16 protein-coding genes are annotated in these 16180 nt (G+C 58.0%); 8 read left to right on the top strand and 8 right to left on the bottom strand.

The genetic code is table 11. The annotated features are described in order from the left end of the window. Window positions 1-10: 10 nt before the first annotated feature. Both ACYU03_RS04475 and ACYU03_RS04480 read right to left on the bottom strand, forming a co-directional pair. Window positions 11-721: a hypothetical protein gene (locus tag ACYU03_RS04475; protein ID WP_461888327.1), complete on the bottom strand. Its 711-nt coding sequence runs from the start codon at window positions 719-721 to the stop codon at window positions 11-13. 17 nt (window positions 722-738) lie between these two features. Continuing rightward, window positions 739-906, bottom strand: coding sequence for a hypothetical protein (locus tag ACYU03_RS04480; protein WP_009682986.1), 168 nt, complete (start codon window positions 904-906; stop codon window positions 739-741). A gap of 792 nt (window positions 907-1698) precedes the next feature. Between ACYU03_RS04480 and ACYU03_RS04485 the strand changes: the two genes are divergently transcribed. Beyond that, on the top strand, window positions 1699-1938 hold the full coding sequence (locus ACYU03_RS04485) for a hypothetical protein (protein ID WP_461888329.1): 240 nt from the start codon (window positions 1699-1701) through the stop codon (window positions 1936-1938). A gap of 228 nt (window positions 1939-2166) precedes the next feature. Here the strand turns inward: ACYU03_RS04485 and ltrA are convergent, their stop codons facing one another. Then, window positions 2167-3873 (bottom strand): group II intron reverse transcriptase/maturase, encoded by a 1707-nt coding sequence (gene ltrA / locus ACYU03_RS04490; RefSeq protein ID WP_461885033.1) that lies wholly within the window; start codon window positions 3871-3873, stop codon window positions 2167-2169. Between the two features lie 1484 nt (window positions 3874-5357). Between ltrA and ACYU03_RS04495 the strand changes: the two genes are divergently transcribed. Together ACYU03_RS04495 and ACYU03_RS04500 are read left to right on the top strand one after the other, a co-directional pair. Further along, window positions 5358-5588: a hypothetical protein gene (locus ACYU03_RS04495; protein WP_461888331.1), complete on the top strand. Its 231-nt coding sequence runs from the start codon at window positions 5358-5360 to the stop codon at window positions 5586-5588. Window positions 5589-5679: 91 nt separating this feature from the next. Further along, the gene (locus ACYU03_RS04500) at window positions 5680-6150 is read left to right on the top strand and encodes a hypothetical protein (RefSeq protein WP_461888333.1); all 471 of its coding nucleotides are present in this window, start codon (window positions 5680-5682) and stop codon (window positions 6148-6150) included. Between the two features lie 340 nt (window positions 6151-6490). On the opposite strand, the gene ACYU03_RS04505 is transcribed toward ACYU03_RS04500, so the two are convergent. From ACYU03_RS04505 to ACYU03_RS04520, 4 genes are all read right to left on the bottom strand, one after another. Next, window positions 6491-6892 (bottom strand): helix-turn-helix domain-containing protein, encoded by a 402-nt coding sequence (locus ACYU03_RS04505; protein WP_461888335.1) that lies wholly within the window; start codon window positions 6890-6892, stop codon window positions 6491-6493. 57 nt (window positions 6893-6949) lie between these two features. Further along, entirely contained in the window at window positions 6950-7219 is a 270-nt protein-coding gene (locus ACYU03_RS04510; protein WP_461888337.1) for a helix-turn-helix domain-containing protein, read from the bottom strand. An 86-nt stretch (window positions 7220-7305) separates the two neighbouring features. Continuing rightward, the gene (locus ACYU03_RS04515) at window positions 7306-7677 is read right to left on the bottom strand and encodes a hypothetical protein (RefSeq protein WP_461888339.1); all 372 of its coding nucleotides are present in this window, start codon (window positions 7675-7677) and stop codon (window positions 7306-7308) included. Continuing rightward, window positions 7677-7877, bottom strand: a complete 201-nt coding sequence (locus ACYU03_RS04520; RefSeq protein ID WP_461888341.1) for a helix-turn-helix domain-containing protein — start codon at window positions 7875-7877, stop codon at window positions 7677-7679. Before ACYU03_RS04520 ends, ACYU03_RS04515 begins: the two co-directional genes overlap by 1 nt. A 152-nt stretch (window positions 7878-8029) precedes the next feature. Between ACYU03_RS04520 and ACYU03_RS04525 the strand changes: the two genes are divergently transcribed. Continuing rightward, window positions 8030-8524, top strand: a complete 495-nt coding sequence (locus tag ACYU03_RS04525) for a hypothetical protein (protein WP_461888343.1) — start codon at window positions 8030-8032, stop codon at window positions 8522-8524. On the opposite strand, the gene ACYU03_RS04530 is transcribed toward ACYU03_RS04525, so the two are convergent. Beyond that, window positions 8517-9725 carry a tyrosine-type recombinase/integrase gene (locus ACYU03_RS04530; RefSeq protein ID WP_461888344.1) on the bottom strand — a complete coding sequence of 403 codons (1209 nt, stop codon included), beginning with the start codon at window positions 9723-9725 and terminating at the stop codon, window positions 8517-8519. The genes ACYU03_RS04525 and ACYU03_RS04530 overlap by 8 nt on opposite strands. 333 nt (window positions 9726-10058) lie before the next feature. Here ACYU03_RS04530 and ACYU03_RS04535 point away from each other — a divergent pair, with 333 nt between their 5' ends. The 4 genes from ACYU03_RS04535 (at window position 10059) to ACYU03_RS04550 (ending at window position 15856) form a co-directional block, all read left to right on the top strand. Continuing rightward, the gene (locus ACYU03_RS04535; RefSeq protein WP_461888346.1) at window positions 10059-11381 is read left to right on the top strand and encodes a tyrosine-type recombinase/integrase; all 1323 of its coding nucleotides are present in this window, start codon (window positions 10059-10061) and stop codon (window positions 11379-11381) included. Window positions 11382-11816: 435 nt separating this feature from the next. Beyond that, on the top strand, window positions 11817-12320 hold the full coding sequence (locus tag ACYU03_RS04540; RefSeq protein ID WP_461888348.1) for a sigma-70 family RNA polymerase sigma factor: 504 nt from the start codon (window positions 11817-11819) through the stop codon (window positions 12318-12320). Continuing rightward, entirely contained in the window at window positions 12317-13285 is a 969-nt protein-coding gene (locus ACYU03_RS04545) for a FecR domain-containing protein (protein ID WP_461888350.1), read from the top strand. The genes ACYU03_RS04540 and ACYU03_RS04545 overlap by 4 nt, the downstream gene beginning before the upstream one ends. Window positions 13286-13402: 117 nt before the next feature. Continuing rightward, entirely contained in the window at window positions 13403-15856 is a 2454-nt protein-coding gene (locus ACYU03_RS04550; protein WP_461888352.1) for a TonB-dependent siderophore receptor, read from the top strand. Window positions 15857-16180 lie beyond the last annotated feature (324 nt).

Below are 16180 nucleotides of genomic sequence, written 5' to 3' on the forward strand. Positions count from 1 at the left end.
TGCGCGCTCCCTATGCAGCGCCGCTGAGGCCATGAACTACTTCCGGAGAGGCGTTAACCAAAAACTCCGCCCGATCGCCTGCCGCCTCGATCTGGGCAACCAGTTCTGCACCAGTGGCCTCTACGACTAAGCGGAAGGCCTTGCTAACCGCTTTGGTTGCTGAGTCGAGGTCTTCGCCTTCCTGGGTGATCAGGGCAAATGCTTCCGGATTGGCCCGTTCCAGCGTGACGTTGGCAATGCGGCGGTGCTCGGCGTCATTCAGTCCGGACAGGAAGGGGGGGAGGCGCAAAACGGCTTCGGTCAGTCGTGGTTGCTCGCCGGTCAGCAGGAGTAGGCGCCGGGCGCTCGCGTCATCCATGGAGCTCAGCTTGCGAGCAATTTCCATATCGATCAGCGGGGTTGCGGTGTCGCCATCACGGTACGGAGTCACAGCCGACAGGCGATTCATCCGCTCCTGATAGTCGCCTCGCAATGCTTCCAGGCGGGTAGAGAACTTGGCCAGGCTCCGGAGGCTGTCGATCCCCGCCGCTTTGCGGTCGTCGCGCTTCGCGGCTGTGCTCAGGCGGGTGTCGCTGGTGATGCGGTCGAGGCGTAGGGCTGTGTTCTCAACCTCGCGCCCTGCAGCCTTGGCGATGCTGTAGAGCTCGCTGGTCTGGTCGCCCTGCCAGACGGCTAGGATTCGGTCCCTGCCGTTCACGATGGTGGTGATCTTCTCGAACATATGGTTCTCCTTTGAGGTCAGGCCGGGAGGCTCATTACTGGTCGCTGCTCAGTGAGTGCGATAAGCAAAGCGTTTGCGTGCACATCGCCTTTCCCGGCAGCAGCGCGCAGGCGTGCCCAGGCCGCATTCACTTCGGCAATGGTTGGCTTGATCTGCTGGCCGCGGGCCTTGGTGGGGGCTGTCATGGGGCATTCCTCTGATAGCTGTTGAAAGCCTTGCAGAGGTCAAATTAGGTCGTATCTGGCTTTCTATCCAGTGCTTTATGGGTGCACCCCAGGTGCTACACATAACGGGACACAACTGGACGAATAGCCCTAGATTTCAGGCGATCAAGAGGGGGTATTTTCGTTGCACTTATTGATCATCACCCTAAGTGATACGGTCGGGTATAACGAGAATGGAAAGGGGTTGCTGTCTCAGCATCACCCAGGAGGTGATGCAGGTTCACACCGCTGGTGGAAACTTCGCGCCACGAAACCGAACCTCTCCATTTTGTGGCGCGCGAACTACCCAATTGCTGGGTAGTTACCGGCTCCTCATTTTTGAGGACGCCCCGGCCACCAGGTGAACGAATCGTTCACCCCCAACGGGGGAATACCCGGCAGCAGGAGGGGTTCGATTTGAAATCGCGCCCCGCACCCGGCCTAGCTGAAGCGAAGTGGGATTTCCTCACATCGAGGGAATGGGCTTATCCCTACACCCCTGGCCAACTCTGCCCGGTAGCAGAATTGGAAGGGGGTCGCACTTCGCTGACCCCCATGGCTCAAATGTGAGCCACCGTCACAATTACCTGCTCCGGCCTGCTGTCAGGCCTGAAGGTCCGAATCGGACGATATGGTCTGACTCGGCTGTAGTCCGAGGATCGGACCTCAAAGCGGGAATCCCCACTTTGGGTCTAAGCCGGAATCACGGCTTTGGCAACTGGCGTGCTGCGCTGATGTACGATCGCCATCATCTACCACGAAAGGAGAGTCGGTATGGATGAAGAGCTGTTGCGCAAGATGCGGGAGGCGGTCGAGAACTTTCCGCCTCGGCCAGACCTGAATGCGCTCATCGAGAGCGGCGATATCGTCAAGGTTCCTGGTGGGTACCAGGCACCGACAGAGAAGGGCCGCAAAGCCATTGAGAGGTACGCGATCGGCATTACCATCAGCAACAAAGGCAAGCCTCCGATTTACCGCCTCAGCATTCGCCGGGCGCGCAAACCTTCAGCCTGATGCAGCAGCGCATCCATCGTGTGGAAAACGACACACTGTGTAGAGATCAACACGGACCGGCTTTTACGACCAAGTCGCTAAAGGGGATTGGCTGAGGTTTCAGCCGATCTCTGGTTGTCGAGTCGACTGATTTTGGTAGTTTCGGGCACCGGCGAGTCGGGTAGGGAGGAGCCATTCCTGACCCCTCCCCCCCTAAGAACCGTACGTGCACCTTTCAGCGCATACGGCTCAAGCCTTTACGAAGCTCCCATGGGGAGCCGGTTTGCTCACGTGCAGACCACGCGTGTGGAGCTGGCTGTGACAGTTGGGGTGCAAGAGTACCCGATTGCCCAATTCATCGCCACCGCCCGAAGCGCGGTGAATGATGTGGTGGTCATGCCACCCTGTTTCCCTGGTTATCGGTTGCTTACACAGCAGACACAGTCCATTTTGACTGGCGAAGAGGCTGTTGATTTGTTTCCGGTACTTGAGCTTGCTCAGCATCCGGTCCATCCGCAGTTTCTCGCCTTGAGCCTCCATGGTGGGATCGTAGGGGTTATAGTCCCCACTCACCTTCCTGTGCCGTTCGATCGGAGTACTCGCGAGCGAGTACAACTCGACCTCCCTTTTACCTCCAGCTTCGTCTACTACCGTGGTGGCAAACACCCAGCTCCTGTCGCCTGAGGTCCGGAAATATTTCTTCCTTACCCAGTCGAGGGACTTGTTGGGGTGTCGCCTTTTCGCCCAACGCCAGAGTTTGATAAACACTCTGTGGTCCATTCGGCTGTACGCCTGTTTCGCGACAACTGGTTGGTGGTACAGCGCCCAGCCCCTCAGTTTCGGGTTGAGCAGTCGGATCAGATCCTCCTGCTTGACCGTCTTGTGAGAGTCAATCGCCTCTCTGATCTTGCTGTAGAACGCTTTGACGTTCTTCTTGCTCGGCTTGATCAGTAACGTTCCGTCGTACTTCCGGAAATTCCATCCAAGAAAGTCGAAGCCTTCGTCGATGTGGGCGATACGCGTTTTCTTGAGTGACAGCCGCAGCCCACGCGTTGCGAGGAACTGCTCTACCCAAGGTTTAACTTCGTTTTCCAGAACCTCCGGAGAGGCCCCTGTGATTACGAAGTCATCGGCGTATCGCACCACGTTCACCTTCAGCTTCTTCGCCCTTGTCACTCCTAGGTGCTGCTTAAGGAGTCTTTCCAGACCATCCAGTGCCAGATTCGCTAACACGGGGGAGATAATTCCCCCTTGTGGCGTACCTGCGTCCGTTGCGTGTAGCTGCCCCTTGTGGATAACTCCAGCTTTTAACCACTGCCGGAGAATCCGTGCATCCGTGGGGGCGTTCCTTAATAGCCATTCGTGGTTGATGTTGTCGAAGAATCCCTCGATGTCCGCGTCTAATACCCAGCAGGCCGAAGCCCGCTTGGATAGGCACAAGAACAATTGCGCCATCGCATCCGCCGTACAGCGTTCGATCCTGAAGCCGTAGCTGTTCGGATCTCCTCGGGTTTCAGCGATGGGAGACAGGGCCAGCATGTACAGCGCTTGCATGGCTCTGTCCGTCATGGTCGGTATTCCCAGTGGGCGTTCCCGTCCGTCCGACTTCGGGATGTAGACTCGCCGTAGTGGCCGAGCCTCGTATCCCCGCGTCTTCAACTGACCAACCGCAATCCATTTTGCGTTGGGTGTATCCCAGAGTTGCTTATCGACTCCCGCCGTGCGGCTCCCCTGATTTTCCGTGACTCTCCGTACAGCCAGGTATCTGGCCGACTTCGAGCGGGTGAGCATCCGTTGCAGAGATTTGACTCTGCGCCATTTGCCTTCCCGACAAGCCTTCGCAATTCGCATCTGCATTCCCCGGACATTCCGGTGGACTCGGCGCCAATCGACGTCGTGCCACTGTTGCGGAGTGCCGGAAAGCGCAGACTCACCTTGCTGGCTGAGCTCTTTCATGCTGCTTTCCTCTCAAAGTGAAACCACCCGAGCGGAAGGCGCACGTACCCCCTGAGGGGTGCATGCACCCCGTCAGGGTAGGATTATCAAGGGCCAATGGAGCTAGGCCCTGAGGTTAATGAGACGGTCTCAGTCAGAGTTATTGCGACGAAAGACCACGCAGAAGTCTGCCCGGTTTCCCGTGAGGTGATGTTTCAACCTCTATCCAGAATATTACGGTCTGGCATTCGCTTTCTCTGCGATCCCATACCCGCATAACTAACAGTGTTCCTTACGGTCCACCTGCCCTGAGGGCAGATATACGGGCTTACCACGTTCCCTGTCTGTCACACGACTGGGTTAGGCCCCGCCTTTTCACCGGAGGTTATGATGGCGACGTATCCCCACATCCCACAGGGATATCCAACCTCGTACCATTTTGGTTCATGCCTAACAGCAGCTTTGGCATGGTTATCCTTACGGTGTTTATCAGCGATTCACTTGTGTTGGCCGTACCAGCCAGCCTAGCGCCTCAACCCGGTACTGCTCCGAGTCTCTGCATTCTTCCTCGCGGGAGAGATGCACCCATATGGGGGCTACGTTGTCTGACGGGCTTCACACACCACCGTTGTCAGTGATGCATGCCGTCGTAGGCTACCGTTGGTCGCACAACGAGTCCGCTACTGCTCCATAGAGGCGGCAGTTGGACAATGACAGACAGAGCTTTCGCTCATGTCTCCTGGAAGACCGAACCAAGACAGCAAGATAGCCGTTGGTCGGAAAGTTGATGCCTCCTGGTTCAAAATGAGCAGGAGGAGACCCCTGCGGGGGTCAGATCCCCCGCTTGGGTTGGTATGTAGAGGGCTCTCCAAAACCGGATGTTGCTGGTTTTGCGGTCGTGCTACCGAGAGCTGAACGACCTTGGGTTTTGCCATCCGCCGCAGCGGTAAGTTCTTGAAGGCAATGAACTTCTGGGCTGGTTTTGTTTCTTGGGGATGGATACCCAAGTATTCGATTTCCTCCCGGAAATCCCATCAAGCTGACCATACAGCTTGGTGGAGGAGACACGCTACGCGTGTCGCACGAGATGGCGGATAATTTACCGGCATCTCGATGTGCTCAGATCTGAGCGCATCTCCCGGCCTGGCAATGTCCTCAGATTTCAGGGCATCTCCGTCTCGGAGACACCTTTGCCACCAGCCTGTTGGTTTTCCGCATCCTTGGTTGCTGGTTTTCCCCAAACGGGCCACCTGGGCATTGTGAGCAGCTTTGCTCACATCTCGCCGGCCCGCTCCCACAGAGATCCGTCCAGCTTTGGACATACCGCCCGGTTCATCCAGCCTGGAAACATCCTCAATTTGAGGAAGAGTCGATGCGGCTCGATCAAGGGTGCATCACTTTGGTCGCCTCCTTCGAGAGGGGTGCAAAACAATTTCATCCCGCCTCTTGCGTTACCACTCACATTAATCCATTATTGGTTCATCGTAAGTGGTAACGGAGATTGTATGGGCGATTCAGAAAACCCAAAGCAGCCCCTATCGGCAGCAGAGCGCCAAAGGCTCTTCAAGGAGCGTCAGCGCGAAGCTGGCTTTAGGCATACCTCGGTATGGATTCACACGGAAACGGAGCAGGAAGGGCGCCAGGCGGCGCGAGACGGCAAGCCACTCAAGCCCCAGGGGAGCAAAGACCCTATAAGCTGGGCGATCGGGTGGCTGAACGAGAAGGGCAAGCAGTAAAGGGTGGGATTCCCCCACATGTGGAAGGTGGCCAACCCGGTGCGCGAACACCGGGAGGGCCTATCACACGACGACCTTAGAGAGACACGTCATGCAACGTAAACAAGATACCAGCACCAAGCAACAAGGCCAACTTAAGTTCAAGCGGCGCAAGCATCCGGCGGCGAGGCTGCCCTATATCGGCACCGATTTTTACACTCCCAGATCCCATGGGCACTGTTTGTGGGATGTCCCATTAACCGGTGACTACTGGGGAGGATGGGACACTGGCCAGGCTCTCTCGCTTATCGCCCTTAAACACATCAAGGCCCATCACGACAATCCGATAGGCCACCTCGGCGGGGTCGCGGCGAGCTGGCTGGAACGCGCTCAGCAGGCCACACCAGAGGAGTTCGTAACGTTGCGCGGCCAGGTGCTCGGCTTCATGCGTACCGTTGAGGCGGCGGTAATCGGCGGCCTGCTCCACGCCGGCTACGACACTGACTCCTGGGACGAGAAGAATTTACTCAAGGAGGCGAACAAGGGCCTCGCGTTCAGAGCTCCGGCAGAGTGGAAGAACTGAGGGCAGCAAGCAAACCATCACCATAATGTTGATAATTGGGCACTACCCTGGATCGGGGTGGTGCCCTTTTTCGTTGCTGGCCCGGTAGTCCGGATCTGCATCACGGTGTCGCCGCCCTGGTCCTGCAGTGCGCGTAATTAATACCCCTGGGGGTGGTAAATTATAAAGACTGGGATTTTTTCCGTTCACAGACTCCCGGCAAACCCAGCAAATTCGGCAGATGACTAGGAAAAAATCCCAGTCGCTAGGAGGGCGCCCAACGCACTCGGACACAACCGGAAAACCGTATGGGAAAAAATCCCAGTCGATGGCGGAAAAAATCCCACCGAAAAAATCGAAATCAGGTGAACTTGAAAGGTGCCGGCCCTGGTGCCACTTCGAGGTTTTTCCCGGGGCATTCGTCGATGTACGCCCAGGCGAGCGCATAGAGCGCGCACTGCGCCATTCCCGGTTCCCTGCCGCCCTTCCGGTAGGTGCGGGTGCGAATGATCAGGCCTGCATCAATCAGCTCTTGGAGAGCAGACGCGAGGGTCTTGGCGTCCATTTTGCGCCCCTCGGCCATCATCTCGACCGTGCACGCCAGATCGCCGTTATTGCGCCCGTTATAGTGCCGCCCCAGCTTGATGAGGACGGTCACTGCCTTTGGGCTGAGATTGTCGAAAGCGGGGTGCACGAGTAATCGATAGGGTAGGGCGAACACCCGCCCGCCAAAATCGACCTTGTACTGTTTCTTTCTTGCCATTCGGCGGCTCACACCAAGAAGCCGGAGCGCGAACCGTATCGCGCCCCGGCCGTTGCCTCAGTCGATTTCCTTGTCCAGGACATACAGGCCCACCCGATGCGGGCGCCGACCTGGCGCTGCCGCCTGGTAGCACCACCGGGTCAAGATGCCCCAGCCTTGGCGCCTGAGGTGGCGGATCGTGGATGGTGGGTGGACGATATCCAGCGCCTGCGCCGCCTCGATGGACGATACAGGGCCCTTGCGCAATGCGGCGATCATCCGCAAGGCCTGGGCATTGCTGGAGTGGTTGTCAGGCAGATCAGCATCTGCGATAGTTTCGGCCGTCATACAGGCTCCTTTTCGATAGGGGTCAGGCCCAGGCGGTGGTGGTGCACTGCCTGGGCAATTTCTCTCTCCTCGTCTCCATCCCTTCGCTATGCCTCGCGGCCATCAGTTGCCACAAGCCCCTCAAGCAGACGCCCAAGGTAGTGCTGACTCGTAGCGGCAGCTTTTGCTGTTGAACTGGCCAACTTTCTGACCTCCTGCGCACTGCCATAGCCGCCGGCAATCATCCGCATACCCGTAGCCAAGAGGCTGAGCATTGCGTGGGCTTCGTCCACGGCTTCTCGCAAGTCGTCATAGGTGGGGCGGTAGGGAGTGGCGCCCGGGGCGGGCGAATGGGTAGAATCGAGGCGCTGCGGGCTGTCTCCAGATTGCTTTGCGGCACGCTGGGCCAGTGCCTCTAACACTGGCTCAGCACCGCCTTTCACAAGCACCAGTTTCGGTGTTTGCTCGTCACTGGCCATTAGCGCCCACCTTCCTTTGCTGCGCGTTCGATGAACGCCTTCAGTTCCGACATCAGGGCCAGGCGGCGGCGCCCAATCTTGAACGTCTTGATCTCGCCCTTGGCAATGAACTCATAGGTGGCTGACCGGGAAATCCCGAGGATACGGCCTGCTTCCTCTACGCCCACGGAAAGTGGGGCGGCTTGTGGTGCTTGTTCCATGGTGTCTCTCCTTCATCCCGCGGCGCGGGCTCGAGAGGAATGCTAGGCGAAGGGGTCGATGCACGTCAACTGATGTGCAGTGCGTAATGTGAATGCATGGACTTCTGTGGACGTGCCGTATACGCTTGCCGGTCTGCGATGGAGGAGTGGTGATGAGCAAAAACAAGCCGAATCAGGGTGCGCGCAAAACTGAAGCGCTGACGCTCCGCTTGGACCCCAAGGTGCGGTTCCTCATCGACCTATTAGCGAGGCAGAAGCGACAGTCAATAACCGGCGTAATTGAATCTGCGATTGAGACTTACGCAACGAATTTCCACATTGAGGCAGATTTGTGGAGTGAGGAAGATGGAGAAGAGAAAACACAGTTAGTATCAATGTATAAGCTCTCTAAAGAGCTTTATACCACAGATGATTCTTTCCGTTTCATGATGCTGGTATGGCATTGTCCGAGACTTTTAAGCTATGAGGAGCTCAGGCTTAAAGAAACAATTTATAGTTCAGAGTTTTTCTGGGATGAATATCCTGAAAGTGTAAAACCTACAGAAGACATACACACTGATCTCCTTCGAGAGCATTGGGTCAGCCTACTGAAACACGTAGATGAGCATAAAAGCTCTCCGACCGTAGTGCCTTACGAGCCTAAATAAGCTCGACTGCAGCCGCCTTGCTGTCTGGCGCCAGGTGTGCGTAGCGCAGTGTCATCTTGAGGTCGGCGTGCCCCAGCAGATCCCTGATCGTATTCAGCGGCACGCCTTTCATGGCCAGGTTTGACGCGAAAGTATGGCGCAGGTCATGCCAGCGGAATGAACTGACTTTTGCCTCTTTCAGAACCCCGTCCCAGGACTTCTTTACGTTATCCATTACTCCGCCAGTTTGGCTCGGGAAGAGCAGGGGGAGGCCATTAGATTGCGCCTTCCACTCTTTGATAGTTTCCAGCGCTTCCTTATTCAATGGAATGTGCCTGGTTTGATCGGACTTCGCACCCTCGCCAACTACTGTCAGCGTCTTCTGCCCAAGATCGATATCAGCCCAAGTTAGATTAAATAACTCGCCTCGGCGCAGGCCGGTATTAAGGCTGATGATGGCCATTGGCTTCAGGTGATCAGCAAACGCCACCTTTCGAAGATCCGGCAGTTCGGCCTTTTTCCGTTCCCTACGCCACCGGTTGGCGCTGTCACGCTCGCCCCTGATGCGCTCCTCCCGATCGTCCAGCGCTTGGCGCAGTCGCCGGTTCTCTTCCGAGGATAGGAATCGAACCCGGGCGCGGGAGTCGAGCCGCATGGGCTTCAGTTTGGTCATCGGGTGCTGTTCGAGCGCGCCCCACTCGACGGCCTTGGAAAGCGCGCCGCGCAAGGCCGCTAGCTTCCTGTTGGCGGTGGCATCCTTCAAGCCGGCAGCCAGCCACTTCACGCGCATAGCCTCCAGATCGCGCTGGGTGATGTCTGCCAGCGGTTTACGCATCAATGCGCCGAAGCTGTACTCTATTGCGTGTCGGGTCTTCTTGTGGGCCTTGTGGTGGGTCTCCAGCCATGGATAGTAGCTTTCCTCAAGATAGCTCTGGAGAGTGTGAGCGGCCCGGCGCTTGCTCTTGGCTGCAACCAGCGGCGCTCCGTGGGCGTGGGCCTCAGCAAGCCAGCGTGCAGCCTCGGTGCGCGCCTGGTCCAAGGTCATCATTCCAACCCGGCCCAGGGTGGCGGCCTGGTTCCGGCCCCAGGTCACCATATAGCTGGCGTGGCCACTGGGCAGGACGCGGATAGACAGGCCTGGCTGGGCGGTGTCGTGGATGCGGTAGGCCTTCTCCTGGGGCTGGATGCTGGAGAGGACTTTGGCGGTGATCTTGGTTTTCATGGGTTGGCGTCCGTGACAGCAGGGTGACAGCAAAAATGACTATACGGACCTGTCTCGGTGGACTCAACCAGACGATATTGCCCAATGAATTCGGGACTTTGCCCGTAATGGCAGGGCGCTATAACGCACTCGTAACGCGAAGGTCGCAGGTTCGATTCCTGTCTCCGCACCAGTTCAGGTTCCAGCGAAGGCCACCAAAATCTCTGGAACCCCCGTAAAACCCGCCTTCTGGCGGGTTTTTTCGTTATGGCGTTCCGTTGGAATCCGACAGCTGCCAGCCGATTTAGGGGTAACGTTTGGGATAAAGTCGATTCGATAAAGGGGTTTACCCTTATGGCTCGTACTACTGCTCCCTTGACTGACACCGCCTGCCGCTCGGCCAAGCCTACTGACCGCCCATACAAGCTTTTCGACGGTGACGGTCTTTACCTCCTCGTTTACCCCAATGGCCGCAAAGGCTGGCGCTTCAGGTATGTGAAACCTGATGGGCGAGAGGGGCTGACCTCGTTTGGCAACTATCCCGTCACCGGTCTCGCAGATGCCCGGCAGAAGCGTCTGGAGACTAAGCGGATGCTGGCTGAGGGCATTGATCCGATTGCGTCCAAGCAGCAGGCCAAGGCCGAAGCGGTTGTCAGAGGCCACACATTCGAACGCGTTGCCTTGGACTGGCATAAGGAAATGTCCGTGAAGTGGGCGCCTGGCCATTCGAGGACCGCGCTGAGTCGTTTGAAGACTCACGTATTCCCGCTGCTAGGCGCACGCGCCATCGTTGATCTGGATACCTTTGACCTTATGCAGCCGCTGGAAGAGATCAAGAAACGCGGCACGATCGATGTGGCCTTGAGGGTGCAAAACTACCTACAAAGCATCATGCGTGAGGCGAAGCGGCAGCGGCTGATCATGGTAAATCCTGCATATGACCTTGAGGGCTTCATCAGCGCGCCACGAGTTACGCACCGGCCTGCACTTCCGCTCTCTCGTTTGCCCGAGTTGATGGACCGCATCGAGCACTACAAGGGACGCACGCTCACTCGGCTGACCGTCATGCTCTCGCTGCATGTGTTTGTCCGGTCCAGCGAACTGCGCTTCGCGCGCTGGAGTGAGTTCGACCTGAAGCGCGGTATCTGGGAGATACCTGACACGCGGCCCGCGTTGGACGGCGTTCCGTATTCGACCAGAGGTACGAAGATGGCGGGCGACATCCACCTTGTCCCGCTTTCACAGCAAGCGGTGGCGTTGCTCGAACAGATTCATGCGATCACGGGGTACTTCGACCTGGTGTTCACCAGTGACGCTCGCTCGTGGAAGCCTATGTCCGAGAACACGGTCAACAGCGCTTTGCGGAACATGGGCTACGACACCAAGACCGAAGTTTGCGGGCATGGCTTTCGCTCCATGGCGTGCCGTGCTTTGGTCGAATCCGGGCTGTGGTCAGAGACGGCTATCGAACGGCAGATGAGCCACAGGGAGCGCAACAATGTTCGGGCGGCGTATATCCACAAGGCCGAGTTCTTGGAGGAGCGGCGAATGATCATGAGTTGGTGGAGCCGTTACCTCGAAGCGAACCGGCAGGAGCATATCTCTCCGCATGAGTTCGCGAATCAGACCGGGGTAAACGTTTCTAGCCTAAGAGCCAGGCGTGGCGCAGTCGAGTGAGCGCACGGCTTTGAAATTTCGGTGATCTGCCTTCCATGCGGGTCCATCCAAACAGGGCTGCAAAGCCGCCCTGTTTGGATGGACTTCACCTAAAAATCCAAAGCACCAAATCGGCCACTGGGCGCCACGGTGTTCCGTACACGCCCAATGCCATTTTCAACCGCTTTCGAGTGTGGACAGTGAGTAGCCTGAAGTATTTGCCTTGGCATCCGAGGTGCTTGTGAAGATTAGGTGCCGCGCATGTCGCTCAATCTCCACAGGCGCTGTAAGTTTCCTAGCATACCCTTTGGCCATTCACCGTCCGCTTAGGTTTCTAGTTAACCGGACGCGGACCAACTTCGTCCGGGCCTTGTTCAAATCACATCTGGTAGCCGTTGCCCATTCCAGGTAATAATGCGACTGATTAGCAATAACACCGAAATGGAATCTTTCGGCATGTCCGCTCCGCACCCCCTGCAACGCCTCTACGTCGAGCACCACGGTTGGCTGCAAAGCTGGCTGCATACGCGCTTGAACAACGCAGCTGATGCCGCAGACCTGGCTCATGACACATTCCTGCGAATATTGCAGCGCCGTCAGGTTCCCGCGGTGCTGGAGCCACGGGCCTATCTGCGTACCATTGCGCGGGGCCTGGTGATCGACCTGTGGCGGCATCGCGACATTGAACAGGCCTGGCTGGAAACCTTGGCCGGGCTGCCGGAAGCGCAAGTGCCGTCACCGGAAGTCAGTGCGTTGGCCATTGAGGCATTGGTCAGCATCGACCGCATGCTGGACACGCTACCTGAGCGCATGCGCAGCATCTTCCTGATGGCACAGCTCGATGGGTTGCCGTGCCCGCGCATTGCCGAACACTTGGGTATTTCGCTGTCGACCGTCGAACGTGATTTGGCCAAGGTTTTGCGCCATTGCTACCAACTGATGTTCGAGGCACCGGTTTGAAAAGCGCCGGGCTGCAGAGCCTGCCGGAACAGGCGCTCGAACAGGCCATCCAGTGGTCCATTCGTATCACCTATAACGAGCCCGACGCGGCCACTCGCAACGCTTTCGAGGCTTGGCTGGCCAGTGATGAGTCGCATCGCCTGGCTTGGGCGCGTTTGCAGAGCCTGAGCAGTCGCTTCAGCAACATGCCTGCCGGGCTGGTGCGTCAGGCAATGGGCAAGCTACCAGAGGCGCGGCTGCAGCGCCGGCAGGTGCTCAGTATGCTCGCACTGTGGGGGGGGGCGGCTACGTTGGCATGGACCGGTCGCGATAACGTGTCCTGGCAGCGCCTAGTCGCTGATTACAGCACCCGGGTTGGCGAGCATCGAAGCTGGGCACTGAGCGACGGCAGCTTGCTGGAGCTCAACACCGACAGTGCGGTGCGCCTCCGCTTTAACGCCGATGCGCGTGTGGTCGAACTGCTGCGCGGTGAGCTGTACCTGGCCACCGGCGCCGATGGCTCCAGCCCGAGGCACCGACCACTGCAGGTATCGACAGCATTCGGTGCATTTGAAGCCCTGGGTACCCGGTTCAGCGTGCGCAGGCTCCAGCAAAGCTGCCTGTTGGGCGTAAGCGAAGGCACGGTAAGGTTGCAACCGCTGACAGGCGCGGGCGCCGTTGCCCAGGCGGGGGAGACGTGGGCGATGACGGGCAGCAGTGTGCAGCGCATGCCTGGCAATGCGGAGGATGCAGCGGCCTGGCGCGAAGGCGTGTTGATTGCACGTGATATGCCCCTGGTCGACGTGCTCGCTGAACTGGGCCGCTACCGCAGCGGTTACCTTGGATGCGAGCCACGGATTGCGCAGCGCAGCGTCAGCGGCAATTTCAATCTCAAAGACACCGATGCGACGCTGGCCTTCATCGCCCAGACGCATGGCCTGCGCCTGCGGTCCATGACTCAATACTGGGTGCGCCTGGGCGCTTGAGCTCGCTATAGCTGGGCTTTGGCAGGTGAGAATAAAAAAATCAGCGGTTTGTGAAGGGGTTTCCTTTTTCGTCCGGCATACACATCAGAACAACTCATTTGCCAACGAGACCTTCACGTGCCCCACCACTCGCCACTTCGCATCGCCATCCACTGTGCCATGTTCTGTGCCAGCCTTGGCCTCGGTAGCATTCCTTGCCTAGCCCAGGCGGCCACGGCCGGTTACAGCGACCAGGTACATGACCTGGCACTGCCTGCCGGCTCGCTGGATGCCGCGCTCACCGCGCTAAGCCGCAGCACAGGCCTTAACATTGCGTTCGCCCCTGGCGACCTGGCCGGTAAGTACACCCCTGGGCTGCAAGGCCGCTTCAGCAGCGCCCAGGCACTTCAGCGGTTATTGGCCGGCAGCGGCCTGCAGGCCGTGTTACAGCAGGACGGCGGCTATCGCCTGATAATGGCCCCGGATATCCTTCCGGCGGGTACGGTGGCGCTGGAGCCGACCAGTGTAGTGGGCATTGTGCTCGGCGCCACCACAGAGGGTACGGGCTCATACACCACCGGTACTGCCAGCATCGGTGGCAAGACCCAGAAAACTCTGCGTGAGATTCCGCAATCGGTCACGGTCATGACCAAGCAACGCATGGAAGATCAGAACCTCAACAGCTTGACCCAGGTGCTCGACCAGACCACCGGCATCACTGTAGTCGGTGGCAACGACTCGAAGAACGAGATCTACTCCCGCGGTTTTCTCATCCGCAGTATCCAGGTTGATGGCGGGGCGCCAATGCTTCGCAACGAGGCGTATGACAGCCTGCCGGATATGACCGCCTTCGATCACGTCGAAGTGCTGCGCGGGTCCGACGGCCTTTTTGGCGGAACAGGCGACCCCGGAGGCAGCATCAACCTGGTGCGCAAGCGTGCGCTGCCGTACAACCAGTTGAAGATCAGCCAGTCCGCCGGCAGCTGGAACAACTACCGCAGCGAGATCGACCTCACCGGCCCTCTGGCCTTCGAGGGTGCCCTGCGTGGTCGAGTGGCCATGTCGTATGAGGATAAGCAATATTTCTACGACAATGCCGACAGCGAAAAGCACGTGATCTTCGGCACCCTGGAAGCGGACCTGACGCCCGATACACTGCTGACGGTGGGCGGTACCTACGAGTGGCGCGACATGGACGGTTACTGGGACAGAGGCCTGGTCCGCTACAAGGACGGTACGCCGTTGAACGCCTCGCGCAGCACTTCACTGGCCGCCGACTGGTCCTCCAATAACTACAAACGCACCGACTACTTTGCCAAGGTCGAGCACGCTTTCAACGAAAACTGGAAGATCAACAGCAGCTACACCAAGACCAAGTTCGACTCCACCCAGGGCGTTGCCGATGGTGGAACGTTCTCGCGCTTCATCCGCGGCTACACCAACGAGCAAGATCTGTTCGATATCAACCTGGCTGGCAAATTCGAGGCGTTCGGCCTGCAGCACGAATGGTTGATAGGGGCTGACTACTCGGAAGTCAAACGCACCTATTCGGACCACACGGACCTGAGGACTGTCAGCGATATCAATGTGCCGTTCGACCCTGACACCGATGACGCCGGCTCCATGCCCAAGCCGGCCAAACCGGGTATCTACTACTACAATCCGGACTGGAACCAGCGTAAATCCGGTGCTTACACCACGTTCAAAGCACAACTGGCAGAGCCGCTGCACCTGACCCTTGGTGCTCGCTATTCCGACTACCGTGACTATGTGCGTACAGTGGTGCCCAGTTTCAACATGGACACCCCAGTCAAGGAGAGCAACCGCGGGGTTATTACCCCATTCGGTTCGCTGGTTCTGGATGTCAGTGAGCAGTGGTCGCTGTACACCAGCTACGCTGAAATCTACCAGCCTCAAACTGCCTACAAGAGCCTCAGCGGCTCGCCACTCGATCCGATCGAAGGTGAGACCTACGAGTTCGGGACAAAAGGCGAACTGTTCGGCGGTCGCTTGAACGTCTCGTCTGCGCTGTATTACACCAAGCGCATGAACGAAGCTATCAGCACAGGTAACGGTTTCTATACGGCCTCTGGCGAAGCCATAAGCAAGGGGCTGGACAGCGAAATCTCCGGCGAACTGGCGCCGGGCTGGCAGGCCATGGTGGGCTACACGCTGAACTTCAACGAACAGCGCTCGGGTAATACAACCAGCAATAACGGCAAGCCGACCAGCTCACAGACACCCAAGCACCTGTTCAAGTTTTTCACCACGTACCAGCTGCCGGGGAATTTCGAGCGGTGGAAGGTGGGCGTCGGCGCGACGATCCAGAGCGACAGCTACAAGAGTGGCACCGTACAGCAGCGGTTGCCTGACGGTGGCCTGAGCAGCGCCGAGGCTTATGCATTCGAACAGTCAGGTTATGCGGTGTGGAATGGCCTGGTCGAGTATAAGATTGATCAGCATTGGACCGCGCAACTCAATGGCAATAATCTGTTTGACAAGACCTATTACCAGACGGTCGACTCCACTGCTGGCGGTAACTGGTACGGAGCGCCTCGCAACTATATGTTGACGCTACGCGGAACGTTCTGAGCCAATTCGGTCGAGAGCTACATCCTCTGTGAGCAGCATGGTATTCGCTGTGTCGAGATCATCGATCTTGAGAGTTGGTTGCGCCTTTTCCATGATCCGTTCCCACCGATTACAGTGTGCCCTGCTTCACCTATCAAGATCGATGCGCCGCCCGCGGCGCTCGATCTCGCGGGCGCCGGGGATGCCAAGGAAAACACTTCAGCCCATTTACTGTCCGCAATAGCGCCTTAGGCCCGCTTTGGTGCATGGGTGGCAGAACGCTTCAGCGACTTCCATCGTCCTGTCAGGGCTTTTTCACGCTGGTCCTCAACCCGGAAATAGGCT

This window comes from Pseudomonas sp. X10 (genome assembly GCF_054889225.1).

Excerpts from the sequence above, each read along its gene's own strand:
- ACYU03_RS04505 (WP_461888335.1), bottom strand. The coding sequence starts at position 6,892 with ATGGCAAGAAAGAAACAGTACAAGGTCGATTTTGGCGGGCGGGTGTTC.
- ACYU03_RS04500 (WP_461888333.1), top strand. The coding sequence starts at position 5,680 with ATGCAACGTAAACAAGATACCAGCACCAAGCAACAAGGCCAACTTAAG.
- ACYU03_RS04525 (WP_461888343.1), top strand. The coding sequence starts at position 8,030 with ATGAGCAAAAACAAGCCGAATCAGGGTGCGCGCAAAACTGAAGCGCTG.
- ACYU03_RS04480 (WP_009682986.1), bottom strand. The coding sequence starts at position 906 with ATGACAGCCCCCACCAAGGCCCGCGGCCAGCAGATCAAGCCAACCATT.
- ACYU03_RS04535 (WP_461888346.1), top strand. The coding sequence starts at position 10,059 with ATGGCTCGTACTACTGCTCCCTTGACTGACACCGCCTGCCGCTCGGCC.
- ACYU03_RS04520 (WP_461888341.1), bottom strand. The coding sequence starts at position 7,877 with ATGGAACAAGCACCACAAGCCGCCCCACTTTCCGTGGGCGTAGAGGAA.
- ACYU03_RS04540 (WP_461888348.1), top strand. The coding sequence starts at position 11,817 with ATGTCCGCTCCGCACCCCCTGCAACGCCTCTACGTCGAGCACCACGGT.
- ltrA (WP_461885033.1), bottom strand. The coding sequence starts at position 3,873 with ATGAAAGAGCTCAGCCAGCAAGGTGAGTCTGCGCTTTCCGGCACTCCG.
- ACYU03_RS04495 (WP_461888331.1), top strand. The coding sequence starts at position 5,358 with ATGGGCGATTCAGAAAACCCAAAGCAGCCCCTATCGGCAGCAGAGCGC.
- ACYU03_RS04515 (WP_461888339.1), bottom strand. The coding sequence starts at position 7,677 with ATGGCCAGTGACGAGCAAACACCGAAACTGGTGCTTGTGAAAGGCGGT.
- ACYU03_RS04530 (WP_461888344.1), bottom strand. The coding sequence starts at position 9,725 with ATGAAAACCAAGATCACCGCCAAAGTCCTCTCCAGCATCCAGCCCCAG.
- ACYU03_RS04510 (WP_461888337.1), bottom strand. The coding sequence starts at position 7,219 with ATGACGGCCGAAACTATCGCAGATGCTGATCTGCCTGACAACCACTCC.
- ACYU03_RS04475 (WP_461888327.1), bottom strand. The coding sequence starts at position 721 with ATGTTCGAGAAGATCACCACCATCGTGAACGGCAGGGACCGAATCCTA.
- ACYU03_RS04485 (WP_461888329.1), top strand. The coding sequence starts at position 1,699 with ATGGATGAAGAGCTGTTGCGCAAGATGCGGGAGGCGGTCGAGAACTTT.